Raw genomic sequence first — 23,900 nt, forward strand, 5'->3', positions numbered from 1 at the left:
ATATATGAACCCACTATTATTAACCGACGGTTACAAAGTTGACCACAGAAGACAATACCCAGACGGAACAACATTAGTATATTCTAACTGGACACCTCGTAAATCAAGAATTGAAGGATTGGATGAGGTTGTATTTTTCGGATTGCAGTATTTCATCAAAAAATATATTATTCATGATTTTGAAGAGTATTTCTTTAAAAAATCAAAAGAAGAAGTAGTGGCTAAATACGCTCGCAGAATCAATAATTATTTGGGAGAAAACCAGGTAGGAACTAAACACATCGAAGATTTACATGATTTAGGATATATTCCGATGGTTTTTAAAGCTTTGCCAGAAGGAGCAAGCGTTCCGTTGCGAGTTCCAATGTTTACCATGTACAATACTATTCCAGAGTTTTTCTGGCTGACGAATTATTTTGAAACCTTACTTTCTGCTGTAATTTGGCTGCCTTGCAACTCTGCTACAATTGCAAAAGAGTATAGAAAAGTTTTAGATAAGTATGCAGACCTGACTTCTTCTGTTCCAGAATTTGTAGACTGGCAGGCGCACGATTTCTCAATGCGAGGAATGGGCGGAATCGAAGCGGCTTTAACTTCTGCAGCTGGACACTTATTGAGTTTCACTGGTTCTGATACTATTCCAGCAATAGATTTCTTAGAAGAATATTACAAAGCCAATTCAGATCAAGAGTTGGTTGCAGGTTCAGTAGCCGCAACAGAACATTCTGTTATGTGTATGGGAACTACTGAAGGCGAGTACGAAACTTTTAAAAGATTAATTACAGAAGTATATCCAAAAGGAATTGTTTCTATCGTTTCTGATACTTGGGATTTATGGAAAGTTTTAACCGATTATTTGCCAAGATTGAGAGAAGATATCGTTTCAAGAGAGGGTAAAGTCGTAATTCGTCCTGATAGTGGTGATCCAGTAGATATTATCTGTGGAAATCCAAACGGAAAAACAGAACAAGAGAAAAAGGGCGTTATCGAATTGCTTTGGGATGTTTTTGGCGGTACAACAAACGCGAAAGGATTCAAAGAATTGGTTCCGCAAATTGGAGCGATTTATGGAGATAGCATCACCGTAGCAAGAGCAACTCAAATCTGCGAAAGATTAAAAGAAAAAGGATTTGCTTCTACAAATGTTGTTCTTGGAATAGGATCTTTCACCTATCAATACAACACTAGAGATACTTTCGGATTTGCAATGAAAGCAACTTACGGAGAAGTAAACGGAGAGGGAAGAGCGATCTTCAAAGATCCGATCACAGATGACGGAACTAAAAAATCGGCTAAGGGATTGATGAAAATTGATTTAATCGACGGAAAGTATCACTTAACTGATAATGTTTCTTGGGAAGAAGAAAAACAAGGTGAATTGAAGGAAGTTTTTAGAGATGGAAAACTTTTGGTTGATCAATCACTGAGTGAAATAAGAACGAGAGTGAAAAATGAAGTAAGCGTTGAAGCTTAATTATAGCCAAAAGCTTGAATTTTATGTTCAGGCTTTTTTTATGATTGTGTCTCAATTCAGTTTGTCAGGAATGACAAGATTGTGTGTATAGTCTTAATGAATTGCCTCCAGTTTTAACTGGAGGTAAAAAATATCTGCAATCTGGATAGGCTTTAGCCAAACTATCGCAATTTTGGCTAAAGCCATTTATTGCTAAAAAATAAAAAGCCTCCAGTTAAAACTGGAAGCAATTTAAAGGGATGTTTTAAGCGCAATATTTTGCTTTAAATTCTGTGATGTCTTTATTTGAATTGAATTTTACCATGTTAACACCTTCTTTATAATCAATTTTCTTTTCTTGAATCAATTTTCCAATTAAAAATTCAAAAAGAATGTAAGATCGATGCTCTTCATTAATAAAATTTAAATATTCCTTTTTGAAAGGAATTTTGTCCTCAGTAATAATATGAATCAAAGAATTTTGCAATTCATCAAGATGACGTTCTGAATTTAATTGAAAGTGTTTTTCTATTTTAATTCCATTATGTGTAAATGAAATTAGATTTTCGACACCATTTCCATACATAGGACCATATCTGTAATTTTTTGTTTTTTCTCCTGAGAATGAGTTTCCATAAATTAATAAATTCTCCAATTCAGAATATTTAAATTCAATCTCATTAATGATTAAGAAGTTTTCTTTAAATGAAATTACACCCTCTAAGTATCCGTTAAGATTTTCAAATTCTGTTAGTCTGATAAAATAACTACTGAAATTTATCAAAAAAGCGAAAAATGCGGGATAATGAACCCATTGAGGAAATTTATAATTGTAAAAATTCTCGATAAATAAGCATGGTAATGAGTAGGCAATGAGCACAGCAAGTGAATACCAGCAAATTTTTTCGGACTTAGTTAAATTAAGACCTTTTGATTTTTCAGGAATAAAAATTGAAGCAGAAAAAAGCATCTACTTCTTATAAAAATTATTATGATCAATATATTCCCAAACCTTTCGAGGCAATAAAGGCTGAATATTTTTACCCTCTTTAATGCTATTTCGAATAAAAGTTGAAGAAATTTCTACAATAGGTGCATCGATTACATGAATTTTCGGATGCGATTTTAATTCCAGATTTTCAGGTTCATCAGAAATTCTCGGATACACATAAATATTATGATTTTCAAGAATCACTTCATAATTTCGCCATTTGTGAAGCGTTTTCAGGTTGTCTTCGCCCATAATTAAAGAAAATTCATGATTTGGATATTTTTCTTGTAAATGAGCGAGTGTAATCACTGTGTAACTTGGTTGAGGTAATTTAAACTCAATATCTGACGGTTTTATCTTCGGATAATCTTCTGTTGCCAGATAGACCATTTGCAAACGCTGCTGGTCGTCTAATAAAGTTGCTTTCTTTTTTAACGGATTGTGAGGTGTAACGACCATCCAAATCTGATCTAAATCTGCAAACTCAGCCATATGATTAGCAATGATCAAATGACCAACATGTATAGGGTTATATGTTCCGAAGTAAAGACCTATTTTCATTTTGTATAGTTTCGCAGAGAGTTGCTAAGATAACACAAAGATTCGCAAAGTTTAAAAATGTTTTGCGAATCTCCGTGTTTGTCCTCGTGAATCTTTGCGTAATAAAATTACTTATTTACGAACTCTTTCACTAATTGATATGCTTCTTCTTTAGCAGTATCTAAATCGTAGTTTTTAATAATGGTGTCAAATTGAGGAGCAGTTGCCAATTCAACCGAAGCTTTTGCAATACGCATATTAATTTTGTCTTCACTTTCTGTAGAACGCTGTTTTAATCGGCGTTTTAATTCGTCAACACTTGGAGGTTTAACAAAAACAGCTAAAGTTTCTTCTGGAAATTTATGTTTAATGCGAAGACCGCCAACCACGTCAATATCAAAAATGACATTTTTTCCAAGAGCCCAGATTCTTTCAATCTCCGATTTTAAAGTTCCATAGAAATTGTCGCGGTAAACTTCTTCCCATTCTAAGAAATCCTCAGCTTTAATGTGCTTTTTGAATTCTTCTAGCGAAATGAAATAATAATCCTTTCCGTGTACTTCTTCACCGCGTGGTGCACGCGATGCTGCCGAAATCGAAAATTCAAGATTTAAATCTTCTTGTCCTAATAAATGTTTTACGATAGTTGTTTTACCTGAGCCTGAGGGTGCCGAAAAAACAATTAATTTTCCTTTGTTCATTGTGTTGGTTATGTGTGATCTGTCTTTAAAAGTTAAATTCCTTTTCTAGAACAGATAGTAATTCATTATATGAAATTAATTCGTCGACTGTTGGATAATACTTTAAGTAAGTTTTAGGATTGTCGAAATAGAAACTGTTTTTGGTTTTTCCATTTCTAACATATACTTTATATTCAACTCCGTCTAGAACTTGTTTTTTTATTCTAGAGATTACTTGTTCGCCTCTGTCTAAATCAATTTTTGGTTTGCCAAATTTATATCTAATGGCTTCCATGTTCGGAAGGAACTCGACATTTGTAATAAGTAAATTAAGCCAAATTAATTCTGGATCTTTTGGTTTTAATTTACCAATACTTTCTTTTGGAAAACGAATTTCATCAATTTTGGTTACACTTTTAATGTTTTTGAAAAACCAAAATTTCTGAGCAATCCATTCATTAGTCTGATCTTTGAATAATCTTAAAATTTCAGTTTTACTTGTAAAAGAATCTTTATAAATGCGAATTTCTTGCTGATGTTCTAAAGTGTTTGGTATTTCTAAAACTTTGTTTATTTCAGATACTTCTTGACTGAAACAATTGAATATTGTGAAAAAGATAAAGACAAGATAATATTTCATTTTTAAAGAACATTCAATACTTGCTCCTTGATTTTCTCCAATTCATCTTTCATCATCACGACTAATTTCTGCATTTGAGCATGATTAGATTTAGAACCCATGGTATTGATTTCACGCCCCATTTCCTGAGTGATAAAACCAAGTTTTCTTCCGTTGGCTTCAGAACCATTTAAAGTTTCCAAAAAGTAATCTAAATGATTTCCTAAACGTACTTTTTCTTCTGTAATATCTAGTTTCTCTAAATAATAGATTAATTCCTGTTCAAAACGATTTTCATCAACATTAACTTGCAATTCTGAAATCGCAGTTTGCAAACGATCTTTTATAGCTTGTACACGCTCTGGATCAAGTGCCAAAGTATCGTTCATATATTGGCGAATGTTTCCAATTCGGAAATTGAATTCTTTTTCAAGTGCTTCTCCTTCATCTTTTCTGAAATTTAAGATGTTTTGAAGTGCTTCGTCAATAATTACCTGAATTTGCTCCCAATCATTTTCATCAATTTCTTCGCGTTCTGTTTTTAATGTATCTGGCATACGAACAGCCATTTTCATTAATTCAGTTTCGTCAGCATCGGGATTTACTTCTTTTAATTGTGCGATATAATTTTTTACAACAGGTACATTTACTTTGGTTGAAGTCTGCTCTGCAGTGCTTTCTACATAAATTGCAAAATCAATTTTACCTCTTTCCAGTTTGGTCGAAATGAGAGTTCGTAAACCAAGTTCCAATTCGCGGTAAACTGATGGCATTCTTACATTCAAATCTAAACCTTTACTGTTTAGGGATTTTACTTCAACGGTAATTTTTTTTGTAGGCAATTGCAAAGAAGCTTTGCCAAACCCTGTCATAGATTGTATCATATAATTGAGTATAAAGGCGCAAAGATAAATAAAAGTTTGCTCTATTTGGTTGGAAATTAGTGTTCAGTCGCAGTTTTCAGTTTAACAGAAAAGAAAATAGCTTTTTAGCTCAGGACATTTATCACTTCGGCTATATTTTTTTGGCTGTTGCCGATGTAAATTTTACCATCAATAATAAAAACGGGGCGGCTTAAGAAAGTATAATGTTCCAAAATGTATTTTTTGAAATCGGCTTCTGTTAAAGATTGGTCTTTAAGTCCCATTGACTTGTATAACTGTGCTTTTTTGCTAAATAATGCTTCGTAGCTTCCAGAAAGTTTGTGCATTTCTTCCAATTGTTCTTCAGTGATTGGATCTTGTTTAATATCTTGAAAAACAAGATTGTTTTCAGGTAAACTTTTGATGATTTTTCTGCAGGTATCACAAGATGATAAATAATATATTTTGTTCATTTTTTTTATGGATTTGTTAGAATGCAAAGAAAATCCATTTAAAACTTAAAAATGACTAATTTTAGAAAAAAAATAAAATTATGAGTTCAGTTTTTGATGTACAAAAAACAATAAGAGAAGTTCTTTTGAAAATCTTAGATAGTCATTCATTAGAGCAATTAAACAAAGTTCCAGATGGTTTTAGTAATAATATTATTTGGAATATTGGACATTGCGTTTCTTCGCAGCAGCTTTTGGTTTATAAATTGTCTGGTCTTCCCACAATGGTTTCTGAAGATTTCATCAATAAATACAGAAAAGGAACCAAACCAGAAGGAGATGTTTCTCAAGCTGAAGTTGATGAAATTAGAACATTGCTTTCAACAACTTTAGAAAAAACAAAAAATGATTTTGAAAGCGGTCTATTCGTTGATTATCATGAATACACTACAAGTATGGGATTTACACTTCGTCATGTTCAAGGTGCTTTAGATTTTAATAATTATCATGAAGGACTTCATACTGGAGTTGTAATGGCGCTAAGAAAATTGGTTTAAATAAAAAAGTCCCGCTTTAAGCGGGACTTTTTTATTCGATTATGGTTTCGATAGTAACTTTCATTGCTCCGGCACCTTTATTTTTTGCGATATCCATAAAAGCTCTTTTTGACAAATCGATTTCGCGGGTTTTTACAAATGGGCCGCGATCGGTAATTTTTACTATTACAAATTTGCCATTGGCTTCATTTGTTACTTTTACTCTCGTTCCAAAAGGAAGCTTTTTGTGAGCAGCTGTATAGTTGTTGTTGTTAAATCGGCTTCCATTAGCTGTTCTTTTTCCATTAAAACGATCTGCATAGTAGGAGGCATGAGCGTTTTTTTTGTATGGTCTAAGTTTTAAACCTTTGTCTGTAAAAACCGAGTCCGGTAATGGAACAATAAGTGGTTTTACATTCTTAACAGTATCTTGGATAATTTTAGGTTCTGTTGTAGGTTTGGTCTGGCTTATCATGTAAGTAAAGCCGCTAATTAGGGTTAAAGCGATTGTGGCGAATAAAATGTTTGTTTTATTTCTCATGGGTTATTTTTTTTCAGACTTGGGGGGAGTTTGTACAAATAATATGCCGAGATAAAAAAAGCCCTGATTAAGGGCTTTTAATTGGTATTTTCTAGAACCAAAGGTTCCATGGAATTCTACTTAAAATAAGCAATAATCCTAATCCGTAAAAAATAGCAAAGGTTTTAAATTTAGCTTCGCTATTAACTAATTTTTTATGTTTAGACCATCCGATAGTGATTAGGATGATAGCAATAATATTAATTAGAGGGTGCTCTAATGATGTTAATCTTAATTCTGCATTAGACATTTGCCCGAAAGCGTCTTTTCCAAGCGGAGAGACAAAATATAAGATTAAACCAATCAATAATTGAGTGTGTGTACCAATTAAAGCAAATAAAGCGATTTTACGATCTTTAGCTGTAAACTCTTTTTTTGAAGTTACCCCGATGATGGCATTAACCACTGCAACCACTAAAAGAAGTAATGCTAAGTATGCCCAGCCAGAGTGGAATTTTTGTAGAAAATTATACATAAACTGTGTTTTTTGTTCAAAACAAATATAACAAAAAAGGCTATAAAAAAACGGCATTAAACTTAAAAGTCAATGCCGTTTTTATTATTTATTTAGATTCTAAATTTTAGAAATCGTAACGTAAACTAAAGTTCCAAGTTCTTCCGAATCCGAAGAAAACCTGATTAACATTTGCTACTCCTTGGTAAAGCATTCCATTAGAAGCATATGTTCCTTTAGATCCTACTGGTTGTCCAGATGCTACTGGTAAGAAATCATCTGCAAATGTGTTAGTTCTAGACTCAGCAATGTAGATCTTATCAAATAAGTTATTGATGTTTAATCTGAAATTAACTGATTTGTCTTTATCTTTTCCTACTAACATTTTGTATGAGAAACCAGCGTCAAATAATCCGTAAGAAGGCAATTGTAAAGCGCCTTTGTTGTTTGGATCTGAGAAGTTAATTGGGCTTAATCCAGCATACAATTTGTCGTTGTAGTTGTAATTAGCATCAAGAGTAACTCTTGTTAAAACTTCATAAGAAGCTCCTAAAGAAGCAGTTAATTGAGCAGCGTCTCCAACTTTTACTTTGTCCATGTATACAGGAGTTGCTGTATAACCTACTACTGGAGTATTATCTGCTTGGTAGTAAGCGTTAACAGTTGCGTTTCCTTTATACTCCCAAATACCGTAAGAGAACATAGCATTAACTTTAAACTTGTCAGTAATATTAGAATAAGCCTCTATTTCAGCTCCAGAGTGTACCTCATTAAGACCAACATATTCTGTATATGTACTTGCGTCAGTTGGTAATGCATTACCTTTTAAGTATCTATCATTCCAAGTTGTGTTGTACAAGTTAAGAGTTGCATTGAAGAATCTTGAACGGAAACCATATCCAGCCTCAAATCCGATAATTTTTTCGTTTGTAAGGTTAGGGTTTACAGTAGACCTGTTGTTTGGATAAACCGAGTTAAAGAATGGTTGTCTTGAATAGTATCCAGCATTAACATAAACATTATGTTTTTCGTTGATGTTGTAGTTAGCTCCTCCTTTTACGTTACCTCCTAAGATGTTTTTGTAATCTGTAGATGACAATGGATCTGTTGGTAAGTAAACGAAATCATCTTCTCTCTTAAACCCTTGTTGAGAAATAGCTCCCTGAACAAATGCAGTTAAATTATCTTTAGAGTACTCTAATTGAGTAAATGCTCCATACCATCTTACTTTTCCAGTACTGTTAAATGAGATTTTTTCGTATTGTCTATCATCAAAAACATTCCATTGAACTTTTGTAGCATAAGTTTCTGTAAGGTGTCTTCCTGCAGGTTTTAAACTTGCAACGTTATTGTCAAAAAACTCATCACCACCTAATCTATCATTAACTACTGTAAAGTGGTATCCTGTATAAGTTCTAGCATCGATACCAAAATCTAATGTTAAAGTGTTAGATAGTTTTTTGTTTAAGTTGATTAACGCACCAAACCAGTCATGAGAGTTGATAGATGAAGTTTGAGAAATACCTGAAGTAGTATTGTAAACATAAGGAGATGTGGCAGTTCCAGCACCTGTTCTACCAGTTGATGAACTGTTTTGGTAAACACCACCAATTTGTGTTCTTGTTCTGTTTGCTCCATTAAAGAAAACACTTCCTGTACCATTGTTCCAAGCTTGGATTTTGTTGTAATCAACCATTCCGTTTGGTAATAAGAAAGCAGAACTGTTGTATAAGTTTCCTCCAATACCACCCGTAGCACTTGCACCAGCTCCACGACCCATAGAAGCGTAAAGAACAGAAGAAAGTTTTGTAGTTTCGTTGATTTTATAATCCCAGTTAAGAGAAGCTACTGGTTTATGATAGTAGTTTTTTCTGATGTTATAATCTTCACCATTTAAAGTTCCCGCGTCAGCATTGTATCTGATATTTGGTTCAGTAAGAGAACCATATTTTTGGTAAGTAGCGATTGTAGATACAGTAGATCTTTGGTTGTGCCATTGTGGCGCTCCTGTTACTGTTAGCTGGAAATCGTGTTTGTCATTTTTAGTAGTATATCCTAAAGCTACAAAGTAGTTAGATCCTTCAAATGGAGTACCATTAACGTACCCGTCTCCCATTGTTTGAGATAATAAAACAGAAGCAGAAAGTCCGTTTGATAATTTACCTGTGTTGTAAGAACCTTGAATTTTAAAGTTTCTTGCATTACCAAATCCAGAAGAGAAAGATCCTCCTTCTTTTTTGTCTGAAGATCTAGTTACAATGTTGATTGTTCCCCCTACAGATGGTGTAGCTAATTTAGAAGAACCTAGACCTCTTTGAACCTGCATAGCAGATGTTACATCTGATAAACCTGCCCAGTTACTCCAGTAAACAGAACCATTTTCCATGTCGTTAACTGGCATACCGTTAATCATAACCGCGATGTTATTTTGGTTGAAACCACGAATATTAATTCTAGCGTCTCCAAAACCACCGCCTGATTTAGTAACATAAACAGAAGGTGTGTTTCTTAAAATCTCTGGAAACTCTTGAGTTCCAAGTTTTTCTTGAATTTCAGCAGCTTTAATTGTAGAAACAGCTACTGGAGTTTTTCTGTCTTTTGCAATATCTACAACTGTACTTTTTACGACAATCTCGCTCAATTCGTTAGAATTTGAAGCTAAAGTGATTGTTCCTAAATTTGTAGTTGCACCATTTGCTACTGTAAATTTTACAGTTTGGTTGTCATAACCTAAAAAAGAGATAACAATCTCTCCTGTGCTTGATGGTGAAGTAAGGGTAAATTTACCATCAAAATCTGTTGAAGTTGCTATAGTAGATCCTTTGATCACTACATTTGCTCCTGGTAAACCTCCTGTTCCGTCGGTAATTTTACCAGTAACTTTTCCTTGAGAAAATACGGTCGAAACTATCATAAAAAATAGTCCAGTCAGTAACCAATTTTTCATTTTCTTCATTTTGTTATTGAGTTTATTGTTTTTGGCAAAATTATAACAAATAACTCAGATAATGTTATCGAAATGTTAAGAAAAAACAGTTTTGTCTTTTGTGCTGCGTATTAAAATGAATTTTTCTTTTTTCATTAAAAAAAATATTGTTTCGTTGAATTTATATAAAGTTTTTTTGTTAAAAATGTAATTATTTGAATTATGCTGTAAGTCAAAACATGTAAATTGACGGGTAATTCTGCTTTTTGTCGGTATTTTATATAAAAAACGCCCTAATTTTACTAGTAATTAGGACGTTTCAAAAGTTAGAGAATATTTAAAAAAATGTATTCTATTTGTTTTTTAAAAAATGATTTAACAAAAATGAAGTCGAGCTATCGTGACTCTTAACGGTCTTAGAATTGATCTCATCTAAGATAGAATTCGCCAATTGTTTGCCTAATTCAACACCCCATTGATCAAAACTGAAAATGTTCCAGATAACTCCTTGAACAAAAATCTTATGTTCATACAATGCAATTAAAGAGCCTAAACTTTTTGGTGTAAGTTTTTGAATCAAAATAGTATTGGTTGGTTTGTTTCCAGTGAAAATTTTAAAAGGCAATAAATAAGAAGCTTTTTCAGCTGCTAATCCTTGCTTGTCAAATTCTGCCTGAACTTGTGCTTCTGTTTTTCCGTTCATTAAAGCTTCTGTCTGAGCAAAAAAGTTAGACATTAATTTATTATGATGATCTTCGTTTCCGTAAAGTGGTTTTACGAATCCGATAAAGTCTGTTGGGATTCTTTTTGTTCCTTGGTGAATTAATTGGAAGAAAGCGTGTTGGGAATTTGTTCCTGGTTCTCCCCAGATAATTGTTCCTGTTTGGTAGTTAACAGGTTTTCCATCACGGCCAACGCTTTTCCCGTTACTTTCCATAAAAGCTTGTTGTAAATACGGAGCTAATTTTGATAAATATTGCGTGTAAGGAATCAAAGCTTCGCTTTCGGCACCATAAAAATTATTGTACCAAACACTTAACAAAGCTAAAATAACTGGAATGTTTTCATCAAATTCTGCTGATTTGAAATGCTCATCCATTTCATTTGCTCCTTTCAGTAAGTCATTGTAATTGTCAAAACCAACTGCCAATGCAATGCTTAAACCAACAGCGCTCCAAAGAGAAAATCTTCCTCCAACCCAGTCCCACATTGGGAAAACGTTACTTGGATTAATTCCGAATTCTGTTACTTTTTGAATGTTTGTAGAAACTGCTACGAAATGTTTAGCGATATCTTCTTGAGAAGCCGATTTTAAAAACCATTCTTTAATTGTTTCAGAATTTGAAAGTGTTTCTTGAGTAGTAAAAGTTTTAGAAACAATTACAAAAAGCGTTGTTTCTGGATTTAGTTTTTTGATGACTTCATTTACGTGGTCACCGTCAACATTGGAAACGAAATGTGTGTTCAAGTGGTTTTTGTAAAACTGTAAAGCTTCAACAGCCATAACAGGACCAAGGTCAGAACCACCAATTCCAATATTTACAACATCAGTAAAAGCTTTTCCAGTGTATCCTTTTCTTTCTCCAGAAATTACTTCTTGAGTAAAGTTTTTGATTTTATTTTTTACTTCGTAAACTTCAGGAATTACATTTTCTCCATCTACTTTGATAACTGCAGATTCTGGAGCACGTAATGCTGTATGTAAAACGGCACGATTTTCTGTTTGATTGATTAATTCCCCGCCAAAATATTGTGCAATTGCATCTTTCAATCCAATTGAGTTTGCTAATTCTAATAAAAGAGAAACCGTTTCCTGACTAATATTATTTTTTGAATAATCTACTAAAAAATCATTCCATTGCAAGTTGAATTTTTCAGCACGCGCACTATCTTGTTGAAACAATTCTTGTATTGTGGTTTCGTGAATTGCGTTATAGTGGTTTTGTAGATTTTTCCACGCTTCAGTCCCAGTTGGGTTTGTTGTGTTTAAAGCCATTTTTATCTATAATTGAGTTTGTTTTCTGAAACACAAAAATACTGAAATAACTTTTAAAAGGATGACGGTTTGCAATTATATAACAATTAGTTACGAAAACGTTTTATGAAAACTACATCATAACTTTTTCCAGACAACTTCAGCTGTTACCGATTTTCCGCCTTGGGTAGTATTGGTCACCGCATATTTAATTTCGTTATTTGTAAAAGTATAAGATCTCTTTTGAATTGTTCCTTCCCAATTTGGAAACGATGCCGTTTTTATTTTAAAAGTTATAGTCTTATTTGTTTCATCAATTTCATATTCTCCAAAATGCGAATTGCTTCCTTGCACAATTGCTGCGTTTTCTTCAGGCGTGCATTTATTTTTATCTCCAGAAGCAATTTTTGCTCTTTTATCTTTATAAATCTGAATGGCATAATTTCCTTTTTCATCAAAGAATAAGAAGCCTTTCGGATTTGTATCATACGGAAGCGTTTTGGTTCCGTCAGAATTTGTGTTTTCAACCGAAACCAAAGTCCATGAACCCGAAAAATCAGTTTTTTTTTGTGCGTTGATTGAATTTAAAATCAAAAGCAGTAGAATCAAAATTGCGTTTTTCATTTTTTGAAAGTTTAATAGTTTACTTTAATAATTTCTCCGTTTATAGTTTCTTCAATACTTTTTGCATAAGCATTTATTAAATCTTCAGTCGGAATATCCGCAACTTTTGCTGGGCTAATAGCATTTATTCTGATTCCCCTGTCTAATTCCAACGAAGTTGCCAGAACAAAACTGTTGATTCCGCCATTTACAATAGCTTTGCTTATATTGTTTTTCACAGGTTTGTCGCCCATTTTTCCTGAAGTGAGTGTAAATGATCCGTTATCATTTAAATATTTTTGCCCAATTAAAACCAAATTAACTTGCCCAAGTAATTTGTTCTGAATGCCGATGTTTAATTTTTTTTCGTCAAGCGAAAGCAAATTACCTGTGTAGCAATCGCCCGCAACACAAATGCAAGCATCAATGTTTTTGACTTCTTCAAATAATTTTTCAATCGAATTTGAATCTGATAAATCGATTCTGAAATCTCCGCTGTTTCTTCCAGCCGAAATTATTTCATGTTTTTTTGCTAGGGCAGGATTCAATATTTTGCCAATTTCTCCATTTGCGCCAATTAAAAGTGTTTTCATTTTTTCAGATTTTTAGTTTGTTATCTGAAACAAAATTAGGAGGTTAACGCTTGCTGAAAATTGTACTTATTGGTACTAAAATTGTATTTTAGCATAATGACAAACACAAATTTGTATCTTCCTTTCGAAGTTGATTTTAAAGAACTAGCGCAGTTTCCGAAAACAATTCGGAAAAACAATTTCTTTGAATTGATTTATATTGTCGATGGAACAGGAATTCAAGTTATTAATGATAATAAGTTTCAATATAGAAAAGGAAATCTATTTTTGGTCACACCGCAGGATGTGCATTCATTTGAGATTATAACGCCAACAAAATTCTTTTTTCTTCGATTTAATGAGTATTACGTAAAAGCAGGTTCTCAAAATGGGCAATCTGAAACCGTTTTGCGAATGGAGTATATTCTTCAAAATGCAAGTCATAGCCCAGGGTGTATTTTGAAAAATCAAATTGATAAACCTTTAATTGCGTCATTAATTGACAGCATAATTGGTGAACTAAGCAACCAGCAGATTTACCATCAAAAGATTATTGAGCAGATTGTAAATACAATTATTACAATTGTCGCGAGAAACATTGCTTTGAAGCTTCCGAAGAATATTAAAGAAACAACCGGCGAAATGGTTCTTGAAATTTTGCATTATATTCAAGAGAACATTTACAATCCAAAAGAATTAAAATCAGAAAAAATAAGCGACCATTTTAATATTACGCTTAATTATTTAGGTAAATATTTTAAAAAGCAAACGGGTGAAACGTTGCAAGAGTATATTGCAAACTACAAATTGAGATTAATTGAAGCCCGACTTTTGAATAGTGATATGCGAATTAATGAAATTGCAGACGAATTGAATTTTTCTGACGAAAGCCATTTAAATAAGGTTTTTAAAAAGCATAAAGGAATGAATCCTTCTGAGTTTAGAAAAAGATATTCTTAATAATTAAGAAGTTTGCTTACCAAAATTTCCACCAAGGCTTTTTATTGATTTCTATGATTTTCTTCGAAACATCGACATCAATTCTTTTTGGAGATTCAGTTTTAATCTTAGAATCGTCAAAAAATAATTCACCATTATCACTCATTCCGAGTGGGGATTTTGTTCTTTCTTTCCAATTTTCAGTTTGTAATTCTGGAATTAAGTCAACATCGATTTTTTCGCGAAAGCGTTTTTGAGCTTTTTCGATAATTTCTTCTTCTAAGTTTGAAGATGAATTTTTGAAAAGTGAAATCGAATTGTCAGGAATATTTAAAAGAAAAATTTGTGTTTTATCACCAATTTTCTGGATGTCCAATACCTTGAAATAAGCAATCGAGTCTAAAAGGTAATGTCCAATTTTTGCCGAATCAGGATTAAATTTTGACAAATCTTTGGCATGCGTGCTTGCAATCAAATATCTGAAATTTCCAGAAAGGCCTCCGCCAATCGAACTCATGTCAGTAAAACCTTTTTCCTGAATAATCTGTCCGACTTTATAATTTGAAATTAAATGCTCCGATAAATTGGTATCTCTATAAAATAGTTTTAAACCAGAAAAAGTTTCATGATACATGGTTTTGAGGCGCTTATTTTTCATGATTTATGATTTTATAGAATAGATGTTTTTAATATCTCCATTTTCTAACGATGTCTTTTCCGAATAAATCTACAGCAATTTCCTCAGTCCATTTTTCTACTTGTTCTTGTTCAACTTCACCAAAAAGATCAGCTTGAGCGAAAATTAAGCAACCTTTAAGATAATCGTCGACATTATGAAACATTTTTGTTATGAAAGGTTTAGTGTCATGATCGAAATAATATATTTCTTTGGTTTCGTTATGAAAACAGAACATATTTCCATTTCCTAAATAATTACTAAATGTAATTAAATGAGGTAATGAAATTTTATCTTCGTTTGAGAAATCTGGACCATAAGGACTATCTTCTTCCCAAAGATCCTTCATCCACATAATATCTTCAAAACGTTGCAATTCTTCGCCAATGTCAGAAATTCCAAAAGTGTTGTAAAAAATCTTCAATCCGTTTGGAAGAGAGGTTTCTAAGTGCTTTTCTAAGTTTTCAATTTCCTCTATTGAAATTGGCGCTTGTAGTTCATTACTCCAATTTTCTGCTAAAGATTCAATTATCAATTTTGATTTTTCGTCCCAGCCATTATCACCTATTTTATCAAAAGGAATAATAATGTCACTTTTCAGATTTATGTCTATCATGAGTTTTTTTGTGAAAAACAAGGATTTATTCTTATAAATTTCCGATGCTATCCAATTCTCTTTTCAAAGGTTCGATCTGAGTCATAAAACGAGTTCTATCGTTTCCTGTCAAAGATTCTCCAGTTGGAAGATTTAATCGAAGCGCATCTACTTGTACGCCATTTTTCCAGAAACGATAGCAAACGTGCGGACCAGAAGCTAAACCTGTGCTTCCAACCAAACCAATTGTCTGACCTTGTGTAACACGTTGTCCGCGACGAACTAAAATTTTAGACATATGTAAATATTGGGTAGAGTAGGTTCCGTTGTGTTTTACTTTTACAAAGTTTCCGTTTCCTGCTGTATATCCAGTAGTTTCTACAACTCCTGATGCCGTAGTAGAAATTGGCGTTCCTGTTGGAGCCGCATAGTCAGTTCCTTTATGTGCTTTCCAAGTATGCTGTACTGGGTGAAATCTATTCATGGTGAATCGAGAAGTGATTCGGCTGAATTTGATTGGCGTTTTTAGGAAGAAGTTTTTAAGCGTTTTTCCTTGATCGTCATAATATTCAATCTTTCCAGAAGTAGTGTCTCTTTCAAAAGGAAAAGCATAAACGATTTTGCCTTTATATTCAAAAAATGCGGCTTCAAGATCTTCAACTCCGTCATACGTTTTTCCGTTAATGAAACGTTCTGTGAAAATTAATCCGTAGCGATCGCCTTTTTTTAGTTTGAAGAAGTCAATAGACCACGAAAATACTTTTGTAATTCTGCTAGCCAAAGCGGTTTCGACACTTTCATTTCCTAAAGTTTCAGAAAGTGAACTTTTTAAAACGCCACCAATCATTTTTCGTTTTAAAGTAACCGGTTTTATTTTTTTATAGGCTTTTGCAATGCTATCTCGTAAATCGACAACATAATAACTCAAAGCATCTGGCTGATAAATAAAAACCTGAAGATTGTTGGTTTTGTTTTTGGCGCGAAGTAAGGTGAAAGGTTTTCCGTAGCGAATATTTCTGACATTGAAAGAGTCTTTTACCTGTTCTACAATTTCATTTACTTTTTTGTCTCCAATATTTTGGCTTTGCATAATTGAGCCAAAAGAATCTCCTTTTGAAATAGTGTCATTAACAACATTAAAGTCTGCGTAATTAAAACCGAATTCTATTTTTTTGGTTGCTGGTTTAGTAATTTTTGCTTCTACTTTTTCTTCTTCTTTTTTACATGAAAAAATAGAAAACAAGACAATTAAAATTACGACTGCTTTTTTCAAACTTTATAAATTTTTTGTGGTGAAATTAAACTTCGGTTTCATTTCCCCAATTGGACAATTCTTCTTCGGTCCACAATTTAGGAAAAAAGATGCGTCTTTGGTATTTTGGGTGCATATATTTTTGCCAGTCGCTTCCGCCTGTAGCTTCTCCATTGCCTTTTCCGCTTTCTAAGATGTATTTTCTTGCAGTGTTAAGGTGTTGCATTACCCAAGTAATGTTTACCGTTTTGTCGTAATGGCGCATTGCAGCAATCAGTTCTGGATTTTGCTGATCTTCAACTGGTAATTGAGTAAATTTTTGCCAAATATTTTTCGTCTTGAACGAAGCCATTTGTCTCAAAAACTGCTCTTTGTATTTTTTTTCAAATTCATTCAATAAATATGATTTTTCGCCAGTGTGATAATCTTTTCCGGCTGCTTGCCAATAAAGGTGTTCAAAGCTGGTTTCCAAATCGGTATTTTCATCAAAATTTGCTTTATATCTGCGGTCTGTCAAATTGATAACATCCGTCGAAGCAAATTCAATCATTCTGTATTGTGCACTTTGGAATCCGCTTGCAGGAGTGAGCGTGTTTCTGAATTTCATGTATTGATCTACTTCCATTCCGTTTTCCATAATGCTGAACGAATTGGTAAGCATGTCAAAGTATCTTGTAATTCTTGATAATCTTTCGCTAAAAAAATCAACCTGAATGTTTTCAGTTTCGGCAATCTGATCAATTTCCCACAAAATCATTTTAAAGATTAATTCATTTACCTGATGATACATGATAAAAACCATTTCGTCAGGAAGTGTGGTGCGTTGTATTTGTAAATTTAAAATTGCGTCTGTTTGAATGTAATCCCAATAAGTAATTGGTTTGGCCCAAAGCAATCCTTCCAACTGAACATCAGTTTTTTGATTTATAGCTTGAAATTTAAGGTCAATTTCTTTTAAAATTGCTTCAGAATGATCTGTAGGGTTCATTATTTTTTTGCTTTAAGTGGACTTTTTAATCCTTTATATTCATCGAGATCGGCTTTTAGAGATCCTACGGCCAAATCTGCTTTAATTCTAATCGGAACTTTGTTCACGTCGTCTGTTATCCAGAGTGTTAAGCTCTCTTTTTCTTTAAATACTCTTCCAGTCTGTACCGATGGTTTGAAGACCATTGTAGAAACGGTTCCAAATTTAGTCGTAATATCTTGACGACCTATATATTTTAACTTAAATTTTGTGATTTCATCATCAAAAAACATGTCGATCGTAATGGACTCGCCTGATTTAAGTTTGTCAATGTTTGGATGGTTTCTCAGGTAATAAAATGCAGAAACAATATCTTGCACGCTTTCTGTAACGATGATTGTTTTTTCTGATTTGCGCTTATAGTCTTTTACTAAAACTCGATTTTCATTTTGATTGAAAAAACCTTCTTGATTTTTAGTGTAGCCGCCTTCGTCAATTTTTCTGACATAGCGGTATGGTTTTCCTGTTTCTTTGTCAAAATAACTTTCATACAAATCTTCTACTTTGAAGAAAAATTTTGACATTCCAGTTGTGTAACCTTTTCCAACAGAGTGATATACCTTTTTATTGTTGATGGTAGCATCTTTAACTTCAAGAGTGGCGTATCCGGCATTTACAATTCCATAATGTATTCTAAATTTAAAATATTCACCAGTATCAAAAGCGTCTTCTTTTTGAGGCGCGAAAGACAGTATTGTTAGTGATAATATAGTGAGGATGAGCTTTTTCATAGTACATTCTTTACGTTTTATTATAAAGGTAGACAAATGCAAATTCTATTCCAAATGTACCAAAACAAAAAAACTCAGTCAAAGATGACTGAGTTTTTATGCTATTAACTAACCAAAAAACTATAAATTATGAAATTTATATCAATTCGGAAGGAAACCACCCCTTCCTGATTTGCGAGTGCAAAGATAGATAGAAAGTTCAGATTTCAAATAGCCAAAGTCAAGTTTAACATAACATTTGCAAAAAAAGCATCATTTTTCAGAGAAATCCGCGTTTAAATGCAAAAAAAATGCGTTTTTACAAAGTTCCTCTCAATTCTTGTTCTCTCTCAATTGACTCAAACAGAGCTTTAAAGTTACCCGCACCAAATCCTTTTGCACCCATTCTCTGAATAATTTCGAAGAAAAGTGTCGGTCTGTCTTGGACAGGTTTGGTAAAAATCTGTAATAAGTATCCATCTTCATCAGCATCCACCATGATAGCCAATTTTTCGATTTCATTCAAATCTTCTTTCATCATATCCATATGAACACCTAATCTTTCTGGGATTGCTTCGTAATAAGTATGAGGAGGAGCCGATAAAAACTCAACGCCGCGTGCTCTTAATTGAGATACTGTTTTAATAATATCATCTGTTGCGATAGCGATATGCTGAATTCCAGGTCCACCGTAGAAATCTAAATACTCTTCAATTTGAGATTTTTTCTTTCCTTCTGCTGGTTCGTTGATTGGGAATTTAATTCTCCCATTTCCGTTTGACATTACTTTACTCATCAATGCAGAATATTCCGTGGTGATTTGTTTGTCGTCAAAAGATAAGAAATTCACGAATCCCATAACTTCTTCGTAGAATTTTACCCAAGTATTCATTTCATTCCAACCTACATTTCCCACCATGTGATCAATGTATTTTAATCCTGTTGGTTCTGGATTGAAGTCAGATTTCCATTCTCTGTAACCTGGTAAGAAAACTCCGTTATAGTTTTTTCTTTCTACGAAAATGTGAACCGTTTCTCCATAAGTGTAAATTCCAGAACGAACTACTTGACCAAATTCATCTTCTTCAACAGTTGGTTCCATGAAAGAACGCGCACCGCGTTTCATAGTTTCTTCGTACGATTTTGCTGCATCTTCAACCCAAAGTGCGGCAACTTTTACTCCGTCTCCGTGTTTTTTCAAATGTTCGTTTATTGGAGAATCTGCTGTTAAAGGAGTCGTTAAAACAATTCTGATTTTGTCTTGTTTCAAAACATAAGACGCCCTGTCTCTTACTCCGGTTTCTAATCCGGCATAAGCCAATGACTGATATCCAAATGCAGATTTATAATAATGTGCAGCTTGTTTTGCATTACCCACATAAAATTCTACATAATCTGTTCCTAATAATGGAAGGAAATCTTGTGCTCCTTCAAATATTTTCTCTAATCCGTATTCTACTGATTTTACTTCCTTGCTCATTTTGTTTATTTGTTTAATCGGTTAATCGTTTAATTGATCGAAAACCGAAGTGTTAGTGTTGTGTTTGATTTTTTTTACCGCAAAGAGCGCAAAGATTTTTTTGATTTAGATTTTATAAAATCTCTAAGAACGCAAAGCTTTGCGAACTTGGTTTGGTAAAACTTACTTAGAATCTTTGTGAACTTTGCGTAAAATCTTTGCGAACTTTGCGGTTAAACTCGATTAGTTACTCCGTCCACGATTTATAGTACTGACCATCATCAAGTCCCATAGCTTCTTCAGTAACCATTAATGGACGGAAAGTATCCACCATAACGGCTAATTCCTGAGTTTCTTTGTGACCAATACTGCGTTCCATTGCGCCAGGCGCTGGACCGTGTGGAATTCCTTTTGGGTGTAAAGTGATATGACCTTGCTCAATATTATTACGGCTCATAAAATCGCCATCAACATAATATAGTACTTCGTCAGAATCTATATTGCTGTGATTGTACGGCGCCGGAATAGCTTTTGGGTGATAATCGTAAAGTCTTGGGCAGAATGAACAAACAACAAAAGTTGCTGTTTCAAAAGTTTGATGTACTGGAGGCGGTTGGTGAACGCGCCCAGTTATAGGTTCGAAATTATGAATTGAAAATCCGTATGGGAAATTGTAGCCGTCCCAGCCCACAACGTCAAACGGATGTGTGGCATAAACCACTTCGTGCATCATGCCTTCTTTTTTGATTTTAATTAAAAAATCACCTTTTTCGTCATGCGTTTCCAATTCATTTGGCAAAATAAAATCACGCTCACAAAATGGAGAATGCTCTAAATGCTGACCTGATTGATTTTTGTATCGTTTTGGAGTATAAAATGGAGAATAAGATTCTACATAAAATAGTCGGTTATCTTCTGTTTCGAAATCAATCTGATAAATAATACCACGTGGAATAATTAAATAATCTCCATATTCAAACGGAATATTTCCTAACATGGTTCTTAATTTTCCTTTCCCTCTGTGGATGAAAAGCATTTCATCAGCGTCGGCATTTTTGTAGAAATAATTTCGAAGTGATTCTTTTGGTGCAGCCAAACCTATAATGCAGTCCTTATTGACCAACATAGCTTTTCGGCTATCCAAAAAATCATTTTCAGGCTTTAATTCAAAACCTTTAAAAAGAAGTGATTTTATATTTTTTCCGATTGCAATTTTAGGCTCAACCGAATAAGAGTTTAAAATTTCTTTAACCTGTGTTGGTCTGTGTACGTGATATGATAGCGACGAATGTCCATGAAAACCTTCGGTTCCAAACAATTGTTCGTAATAAAAACCTCCATTTGGCTTTTCGAATTGGGTGTGTCGCTTTTGAGGAAAATCCCCAAGTTTATGATATAGTGGCATGGCTTTTTCAATTAGATAATTAGTAAAATTAGATAATTCGAAAATTTGAATTGCAGAGATAAACAACCAGTTCAATTTTTGATATTGACTGATTATTTCAATTCGATAGAGCCATTACTCAGGATTTCTCTTGATGAGGAATTGAAGATACTCTAATAAACCTGTCCAATTTGTTTTCATTATAACAAATGTCGTAATTTTTTCGGAGTAAAAATAAAAATTATATTATTTATAACTATAAAATAACTTAATTTTTTTGATTTAAATTTTATGATATAAAAAAATAGGCAGAATTTATTGAAGTATTCTCGATTATAGTACTAAAATTGAAACCCGATACTAAACCACGTAAAGCTTTTTGACATTTCTGGAGACCAAGATTGTTTTACTTCAATTGGTCCAATTATGGTTTCTAAACCATAACCAATTGCGTATCCCGTATATTTTGGCATAGAAACCCAATCAACAGAAGAGAAAATATCATCTCCTAAGTTGGCAAAATTAGCTGATACATTGATATGGTTTTTTTTGAAGATTTCATAATCAATATTGATATCAGATTTAATGTAACTATTGCCGGCAATACTTAGAAAATCATATCCGTAGAAATAATTGAAGTTATTTATTTTGTTGTAGCCATACCCTCCCAAAATAAAATCAAAAAACGGAACACTGTCGCTACCAATATTAAATCCAGCATCGGCTCCGAATTTTATGGTTGCTTTTCTGAATAACGGTCTCACAATTGAAACCTCGGCTTTTGCAATGGAAAAAGGTTTAAATTGTTTGGTATAATCCGATGATGCCATATAGGTCTGCACATCTGTCGAAAAATATAATCCAGAGCTTGGGTAATATTTTTCATCTAACGAATCGTATTTTAAATAAGCAAAAGCGCTAAAATAATTGCTTTTCTCAATTATGTTATCTTCATTGGCAAGTGTAGGCGAATTGATTTTTAGATATTTATATTCTAAACCACCGCCCATTAAAAATTTCTGCACAAAAATAGTCTGAAAATAAGCCTGATTGTTTATATCCATAAAGTCAACATTAATGAGATTGACATTTGGTGTCTCTTTCAGAACGCCACTTAAACTGGTAGTTACATTTCGGTTAAATTGATTCAATCTAGAACGGAAACCAAAACTGATGTTAAAGCCATTTTCGACATAATAGTTAAAATCATATCTGAAATTATCACCCAGAATGATATCTAGAGAAGTAACATCATTTTTTAAGAAAGTCTTTTTATGAGTAAGATTTAATAAAACAGCACTTTTGTAAAGTCCATCATAATGAAGTCCAAGTTTTAGATACGTCTGAGTTGGATTTTCTCTTAAAACCAAATCCAAATTGTCTTTATCGCCATTTGGCTGAAGGCAATAGGAGATTGTGCTAAAGTTTTGTGTAGCATTTAAGTTGTTAATTCCAGCTTTAAGAACGTCATAAGTTATAGTGCTTCCTGGCTTGAAACGAAGTTTGCCGCGAATATATTCTTTGGTATAATTTTCTAATTTATCAGTATTTATGTCTTGAATATGAAGCGTATCTGTTGCAACTTTTAATTTTGGTTTTTTATAAAAGTTGTTTTCGTCTGTCAATGTTTTGAGTTTTTCATAAACCGCAAAAGCCGCTTCTTCTCCTTTTCTGATGATTTCTTCTCCTCGGTCAAATGAAATAACACCAAAATCGCGAATATCAGGTTTGATGTAAACATCGGTGTCTTTTACCTTACTTTTCATTTTTTCGATGGATTGCAGATTGGTAATCTGAACCAAAATTCTCGTGGCATTTTTCAGGTTTTTTCTTTTCAGCAAATCATCCTGAACGTCGACACCAATAATAATATCTGCACCAAGATTGCGAACTTCTTGTATAGGGTAATTGTTTACAACGCCGCCATCAACAAGAAGATTTCCGTCAATTTCTACTGGAGTAAATAAAGAAGGAAAAGCAGCGCTTGCCATCATAGCCTGAACAAGATTTCCTTTGTTTAATAAAACTTCTTCACCTGTTTCAATATTGGTTCCGATACATAGAAAGGGAGTAGGCAGTTTGTTGAAATCACGAACGTGGCGTACGTTTCTAGTTAAACTGCTCAATAAATTATAATTGTACATTCCTTTTGAAAGCGCTTCAGGAATGCCGATTCTGAAATTGCTAAATGGCAAAACAACGGCATACAATTCGTCATTCTTTTTGCCATAAAAGTTTTTGGATGAACGTGGAATGTAATCGTTAATTAATTCGTCAAAATTGGTTTTTTTAAAAATCGAATCAATCTGTGAAGCGTTGTAACCAGAAGCATAAAGTCCGCCGATTACAGAACCCATACTGGTTCCGCCAATATAATCAATTTTGATTCCGGCTTCTTCCAAAACTTTTAAAACTCCGATATGAGCAAAACCTTTGGCGCCGCCGCCGCTTAAAACCAAGCCAATTTTGGGTCTTTTAACACTGTCTTTTTTAATTTCCTGTGAAAAAGCTTCTTGCGAAAACAAAAATAACAGCAATACAACAAATGAGAATGCGCGCGAGGAAACTCCTTTGAACCAATTTTTTGAAATGTACAGTTGGAATGAACGCATAA

Annotated in this window: 23 protein-coding genes; 3 read left to right on the top strand and 20 right to left on the bottom strand. The window is 33.3% G+C overall.

Annotated features, from left to right (window positions below; translation table 11 throughout):
• Nucleotides 1-4: 4 nt before the first annotated feature.
• Nucleotides 5-1,474 (top strand): nicotinate phosphoribosyltransferase, encoded by a 1,470-nt coding sequence (locus GR162_RS16275; RefSeq protein WP_160783002.1) that lies wholly within the window; start codon nt 5-7, stop codon nt 1,472-1,474.
• A 244-nt stretch (nt 1,475-1,718) separates the two neighbouring features.
• Here GR162_RS16275 and GR162_RS16280 read toward each other — a convergent pair whose 3' ends face one another.
• The 6 genes from GR162_RS16280 to GR162_RS16305 form a co-directional block, all read right to left on the bottom strand.
• Nucleotides 1,719-2,237, bottom strand: coding sequence for a hypothetical protein (locus GR162_RS16280; RefSeq protein WP_160783003.1), 519 nt, complete (start codon nt 2,235-2,237; stop codon nt 1,719-1,721).
• A gap of 186 nt (nt 2,238-2,423) precedes the next feature.
• On the bottom strand, nt 2,424-3,005 hold the full coding sequence (gene nadD, locus GR162_RS16285) for a nicotinate (nicotinamide) nucleotide adenylyltransferase (protein ID WP_160783004.1): 582 nt from the start codon (nt 3,003-3,005) through the stop codon (nt 2,424-2,426).
• Between the two features lie 107 nt (nt 3,006-3,112).
• On the bottom strand, nt 3,113-3,685 hold the full coding sequence (gene gmk / locus GR162_RS16290) for a guanylate kinase (protein ID WP_008465369.1): 573 nt from the start codon (nt 3,683-3,685) through the stop codon (nt 3,113-3,115).
• Between the two features lie 25 nt (nt 3,686-3,710).
• The gene (locus GR162_RS16295; protein WP_160783005.1) at nt 3,711-4,304 is read right to left on the bottom strand and encodes a hypothetical protein; all 594 of its coding nucleotides are present in this window, start codon (nt 4,302-4,304) and stop codon (nt 3,711-3,713) included.
• 2 nt (nt 4,305-4,306) lie between these two features.
• Entirely contained in the window at nt 4,307-5,167 is an 861-nt protein-coding gene (locus GR162_RS16300; RefSeq protein ID WP_160783006.1) for a YicC/YloC family endoribonuclease, read from the bottom strand.
• 104 nt (nt 5,168-5,271) lie between these two features.
• Nucleotides 5,272-5,619: an arsenate reductase family protein gene (locus GR162_RS16305; protein ID WP_160783007.1), complete on the bottom strand. Its 348-nt coding sequence runs from the start codon at nt 5,617-5,619 to the stop codon at nt 5,272-5,274.
• 80 nt (nt 5,620-5,699) lie between these two features.
• On the opposite strand from GR162_RS16305, the gene GR162_RS16310 reads away from it, so the two are divergent.
• Nucleotides 5,700-6,155: a DinB family protein gene (locus tag GR162_RS16310; protein WP_160783008.1), complete on the top strand. Its 456-nt coding sequence runs from the start codon at nt 5,700-5,702 to the stop codon at nt 6,153-6,155.
• 31 nt (nt 6,156-6,186) lie between these two features.
• Here GR162_RS16310 and GR162_RS16315 read toward each other — a convergent pair whose 3' ends face one another.
• The 6 genes from GR162_RS16315 to GR162_RS16340 form a co-directional block, all read right to left on the bottom strand.
• A complete protein-coding gene (locus tag GR162_RS16315; RefSeq protein WP_160783009.1) occupies nt 6,187-6,675 on the bottom strand; it encodes a septal ring lytic transglycosylase RlpA family protein in 489 nt (162 codons plus the stop codon).
• A 91-nt stretch (nt 6,676-6,766) separates the two neighbouring features.
• A complete protein-coding gene (locus GR162_RS16320) occupies nt 6,767-7,189 on the bottom strand; it encodes a hypothetical protein (RefSeq protein WP_160783010.1) in 423 nt (140 codons plus the stop codon).
• 106 nt (nt 7,190-7,295) lie between these two features.
• On the bottom strand, nt 7,296-10,124 hold the full coding sequence (locus GR162_RS16325; RefSeq protein ID WP_160783011.1) for a TonB-dependent receptor: 2,829 nt from the start codon (nt 10,122-10,124) through the stop codon (nt 7,296-7,298).
• 322 nt (nt 10,125-10,446) lie between these two features.
• A complete protein-coding gene (gene pgi, locus GR162_RS16330) occupies nt 10,447-12,090 on the bottom strand; it encodes a glucose-6-phosphate isomerase (protein ID WP_160783012.1) in 1,644 nt (547 codons plus the stop codon).
• 117 nt (nt 12,091-12,207) lie between these two features.
• Complete coding sequence (locus GR162_RS16335) at nt 12,208-12,693, bottom strand: lipocalin-like domain-containing protein (RefSeq protein WP_160783013.1); 486 nt, start codon at nt 12,691-12,693, stop codon at nt 12,208-12,210.
• Nucleotides 12,694-12,704: 11 nt separating this feature from the next.
• Nucleotides 12,705-13,265 carry a short chain dehydrogenase gene (locus tag GR162_RS16340; RefSeq protein ID WP_160783014.1) on the bottom strand — a complete coding sequence of 187 codons (561 nt, stop codon included), beginning with the start codon at nt 13,263-13,265 and terminating at the stop codon, nt 12,705-12,707.
• Between the two features lie 96 nt (nt 13,266-13,361).
• Between GR162_RS16340 and GR162_RS16345 the strand changes: the two genes are divergently transcribed.
• Nucleotides 13,362-14,204, top strand: coding sequence for an AraC family transcriptional regulator (locus GR162_RS16345; protein ID WP_160783015.1), 843 nt, complete (start codon nt 13,362-13,364; stop codon nt 14,202-14,204).
• 16 nt (nt 14,205-14,220) lie between these two features.
• Here the strand turns inward: GR162_RS16345 and GR162_RS16350 are convergent, their stop codons facing one another.
• The 8 genes from GR162_RS16350 to GR162_RS16385 all read right to left on the bottom strand — a co-directional run bounded on the left by GR162_RS16350 (nt 14,221) and on the right by GR162_RS16385 (nt 23,898).
• Nucleotides 14,221-14,841: a hypothetical protein gene (locus tag GR162_RS16350; RefSeq protein ID WP_160783016.1), complete on the bottom strand. Its 621-nt coding sequence runs from the start codon at nt 14,839-14,841 to the stop codon at nt 14,221-14,223.
• 28 nt (nt 14,842-14,869) lie between these two features.
• Nucleotides 14,870-15,475, bottom strand: coding sequence for an SMI1/KNR4 family protein (locus GR162_RS16355; RefSeq protein ID WP_160783017.1), 606 nt, complete (start codon nt 15,473-15,475; stop codon nt 14,870-14,872).
• A 31-nt stretch (nt 15,476-15,506) separates the two neighbouring features.
• Nucleotides 15,507-16,727: a peptidoglycan DD-metalloendopeptidase family protein gene (locus GR162_RS16360; RefSeq protein WP_160783018.1), complete on the bottom strand. Its 1,221-nt coding sequence runs from the start codon at nt 16,725-16,727 to the stop codon at nt 15,507-15,509.
• A gap of 25 nt (nt 16,728-16,752) precedes the next feature.
• Nucleotides 16,753-17,694 carry a tryptophan 2,3-dioxygenase family protein gene (locus tag GR162_RS16365; RefSeq protein WP_160783019.1) on the bottom strand — a complete coding sequence of 314 codons (942 nt, stop codon included), beginning with the start codon at nt 17,692-17,694 and terminating at the stop codon, nt 16,753-16,755.
• Nucleotides 17,694-18,464 carry a DUF3108 domain-containing protein gene (locus GR162_RS16370; protein WP_160783020.1) on the bottom strand — a complete coding sequence of 257 codons (771 nt, stop codon included), beginning with the start codon at nt 18,462-18,464 and terminating at the stop codon, nt 17,694-17,696. Before GR162_RS16370 ends, GR162_RS16365 begins: the two co-directional genes overlap by 1 nt.
• 298 nt (nt 18,465-18,762) lie before the next feature.
• A complete protein-coding gene (hppD, locus tag GR162_RS16375) occupies nt 18,763-19,923 on the bottom strand; it encodes a 4-hydroxyphenylpyruvate dioxygenase (RefSeq protein WP_160783021.1) in 1,161 nt (386 codons plus the stop codon).
• Between the two features lie 226 nt (nt 19,924-20,149).
• The gene (locus GR162_RS16380; RefSeq protein WP_160783022.1) at nt 20,150-21,307 is read right to left on the bottom strand and encodes a homogentisate 1,2-dioxygenase; all 1,158 of its coding nucleotides are present in this window, start codon (nt 21,305-21,307) and stop codon (nt 20,150-20,152) included.
• A 320-nt stretch (nt 21,308-21,627) separates the two neighbouring features.
• Complete coding sequence (locus GR162_RS16385; protein ID WP_160783023.1) at nt 21,628-23,898, bottom strand: patatin-like phospholipase family protein; 2,271 nt, start codon at nt 23,896-23,898, stop codon at nt 21,628-21,630.
• Nucleotides 23,899-23,900: the final 2 nt, after the last annotated feature.

Origin of the sequence: Flavobacterium sp. HBTb2-11-1 (assembly GCF_009826975.1) — a bacterium.
Lineage (GTDB): Bacteria > Bacteroidota > Bacteroidia > Flavobacteriales > Flavobacteriaceae > Flavobacterium.

Coding starts and splice junctions, on each gene's coding strand:
- GR162_RS16365 (WP_160783019.1), bottom strand. CDS start 17,694: ATGAACCCTACAGATCATTCTGAAGCAATTTTAAAAGAAATTGACCTT.
- GR162_RS16345 (WP_160783015.1), top strand. CDS start 13,362: ATGACAAACACAAATTTGTATCTTCCTTTCGAAGTTGATTTTAAAGAA.
- nadD (WP_160783004.1), bottom strand. CDS start 3,005: ATGAAAATAGGTCTTTACTTCGGAACATATAACCCTATACATGTTGGT.
- GR162_RS16355 (WP_160783017.1), bottom strand. CDS start 15,475: ATGATAGACATAAATCTGAAAAGTGACATTATTATTCCTTTTGATAAA.
- GR162_RS16325 (WP_160783011.1), bottom strand. CDS start 10,124: ATGAAGAAAATGAAAAATTGGTTACTGACTGGACTATTTTTTATGATA.
- GR162_RS16350 (WP_160783016.1), bottom strand. CDS start 14,841: ATGAAAAATAAGCGCCTCAAAACCATGTATCATGAAACTTTTTCTGGT.
- GR162_RS16380 (WP_160783022.1), bottom strand. CDS start 21,307: ATGCCACTATATCATAAACTTGGGGATTTTCCTCAAAAGCGACACACC.
- GR162_RS16340 (WP_160783014.1), bottom strand. CDS start 13,265: ATGAAAACACTTTTAATTGGCGCAAATGGAGAAATTGGCAAAATATTG.
- GR162_RS16315 (WP_160783009.1), bottom strand. CDS start 6,675: ATGAGAAATAAAACAAACATTTTATTCGCCACAATCGCTTTAACCCTA.
- GR162_RS16335 (WP_160783013.1), bottom strand. CDS start 12,693: ATGAAAAACGCAATTTTGATTCTACTGCTTTTGATTTTAAATTCAATC.
- GR162_RS16275 (WP_160783002.1), top strand. CDS start 5: ATGAACCCACTATTATTAACCGACGGTTACAAAGTTGACCACAGAAGA.
- GR162_RS16310 (WP_160783008.1), top strand. CDS start 5,700: ATGAGTTCAGTTTTTGATGTACAAAAAACAATAAGAGAAGTTCTTTTG.
- hppD (WP_160783021.1), bottom strand. CDS start 19,923: ATGAGCAAGGAAGTAAAATCAGTAGAATACGGATTAGAGAAAATATTT.
- GR162_RS16370 (WP_160783020.1), bottom strand. CDS start 18,464: ATGAAAAAGCTCATCCTCACTATATTATCACTAACAATACTGTCTTTC.
- GR162_RS16295 (WP_160783005.1), bottom strand. CDS start 4,304: ATGAAATATTATCTTGTCTTTATCTTTTTCACAATATTCAATTGTTTC.
- pgi (WP_160783012.1), bottom strand. CDS start 12,090: ATGGCTTTAAACACAACAAACCCAACTGGGACTGAAGCGTGGAAAAAT.
- gmk (WP_008465369.1), bottom strand. CDS start 3,685: ATGAACAAAGGAAAATTAATTGTTTTTTCGGCACCCTCAGGCTCAGGT.
- GR162_RS16385 (WP_160783023.1), bottom strand. CDS start 23,898: ATGCGTTCATTCCAACTGTACATTTCAAAAAATTGGTTCAAAGGAGTT.
- GR162_RS16320 (WP_160783010.1), bottom strand. CDS start 7,189: ATGTATAATTTTCTACAAAAATTCCACTCTGGCTGGGCATACTTAGCA.
- GR162_RS16300 (WP_160783006.1), bottom strand. CDS start 5,167: ATGATACAATCTATGACAGGGTTTGGCAAAGCTTCTTTGCAATTGCCT.
- GR162_RS16305 (WP_160783007.1), bottom strand. CDS start 5,619: ATGAACAAAATATATTATTTATCATCTTGTGATACCTGCAGAAAAATC.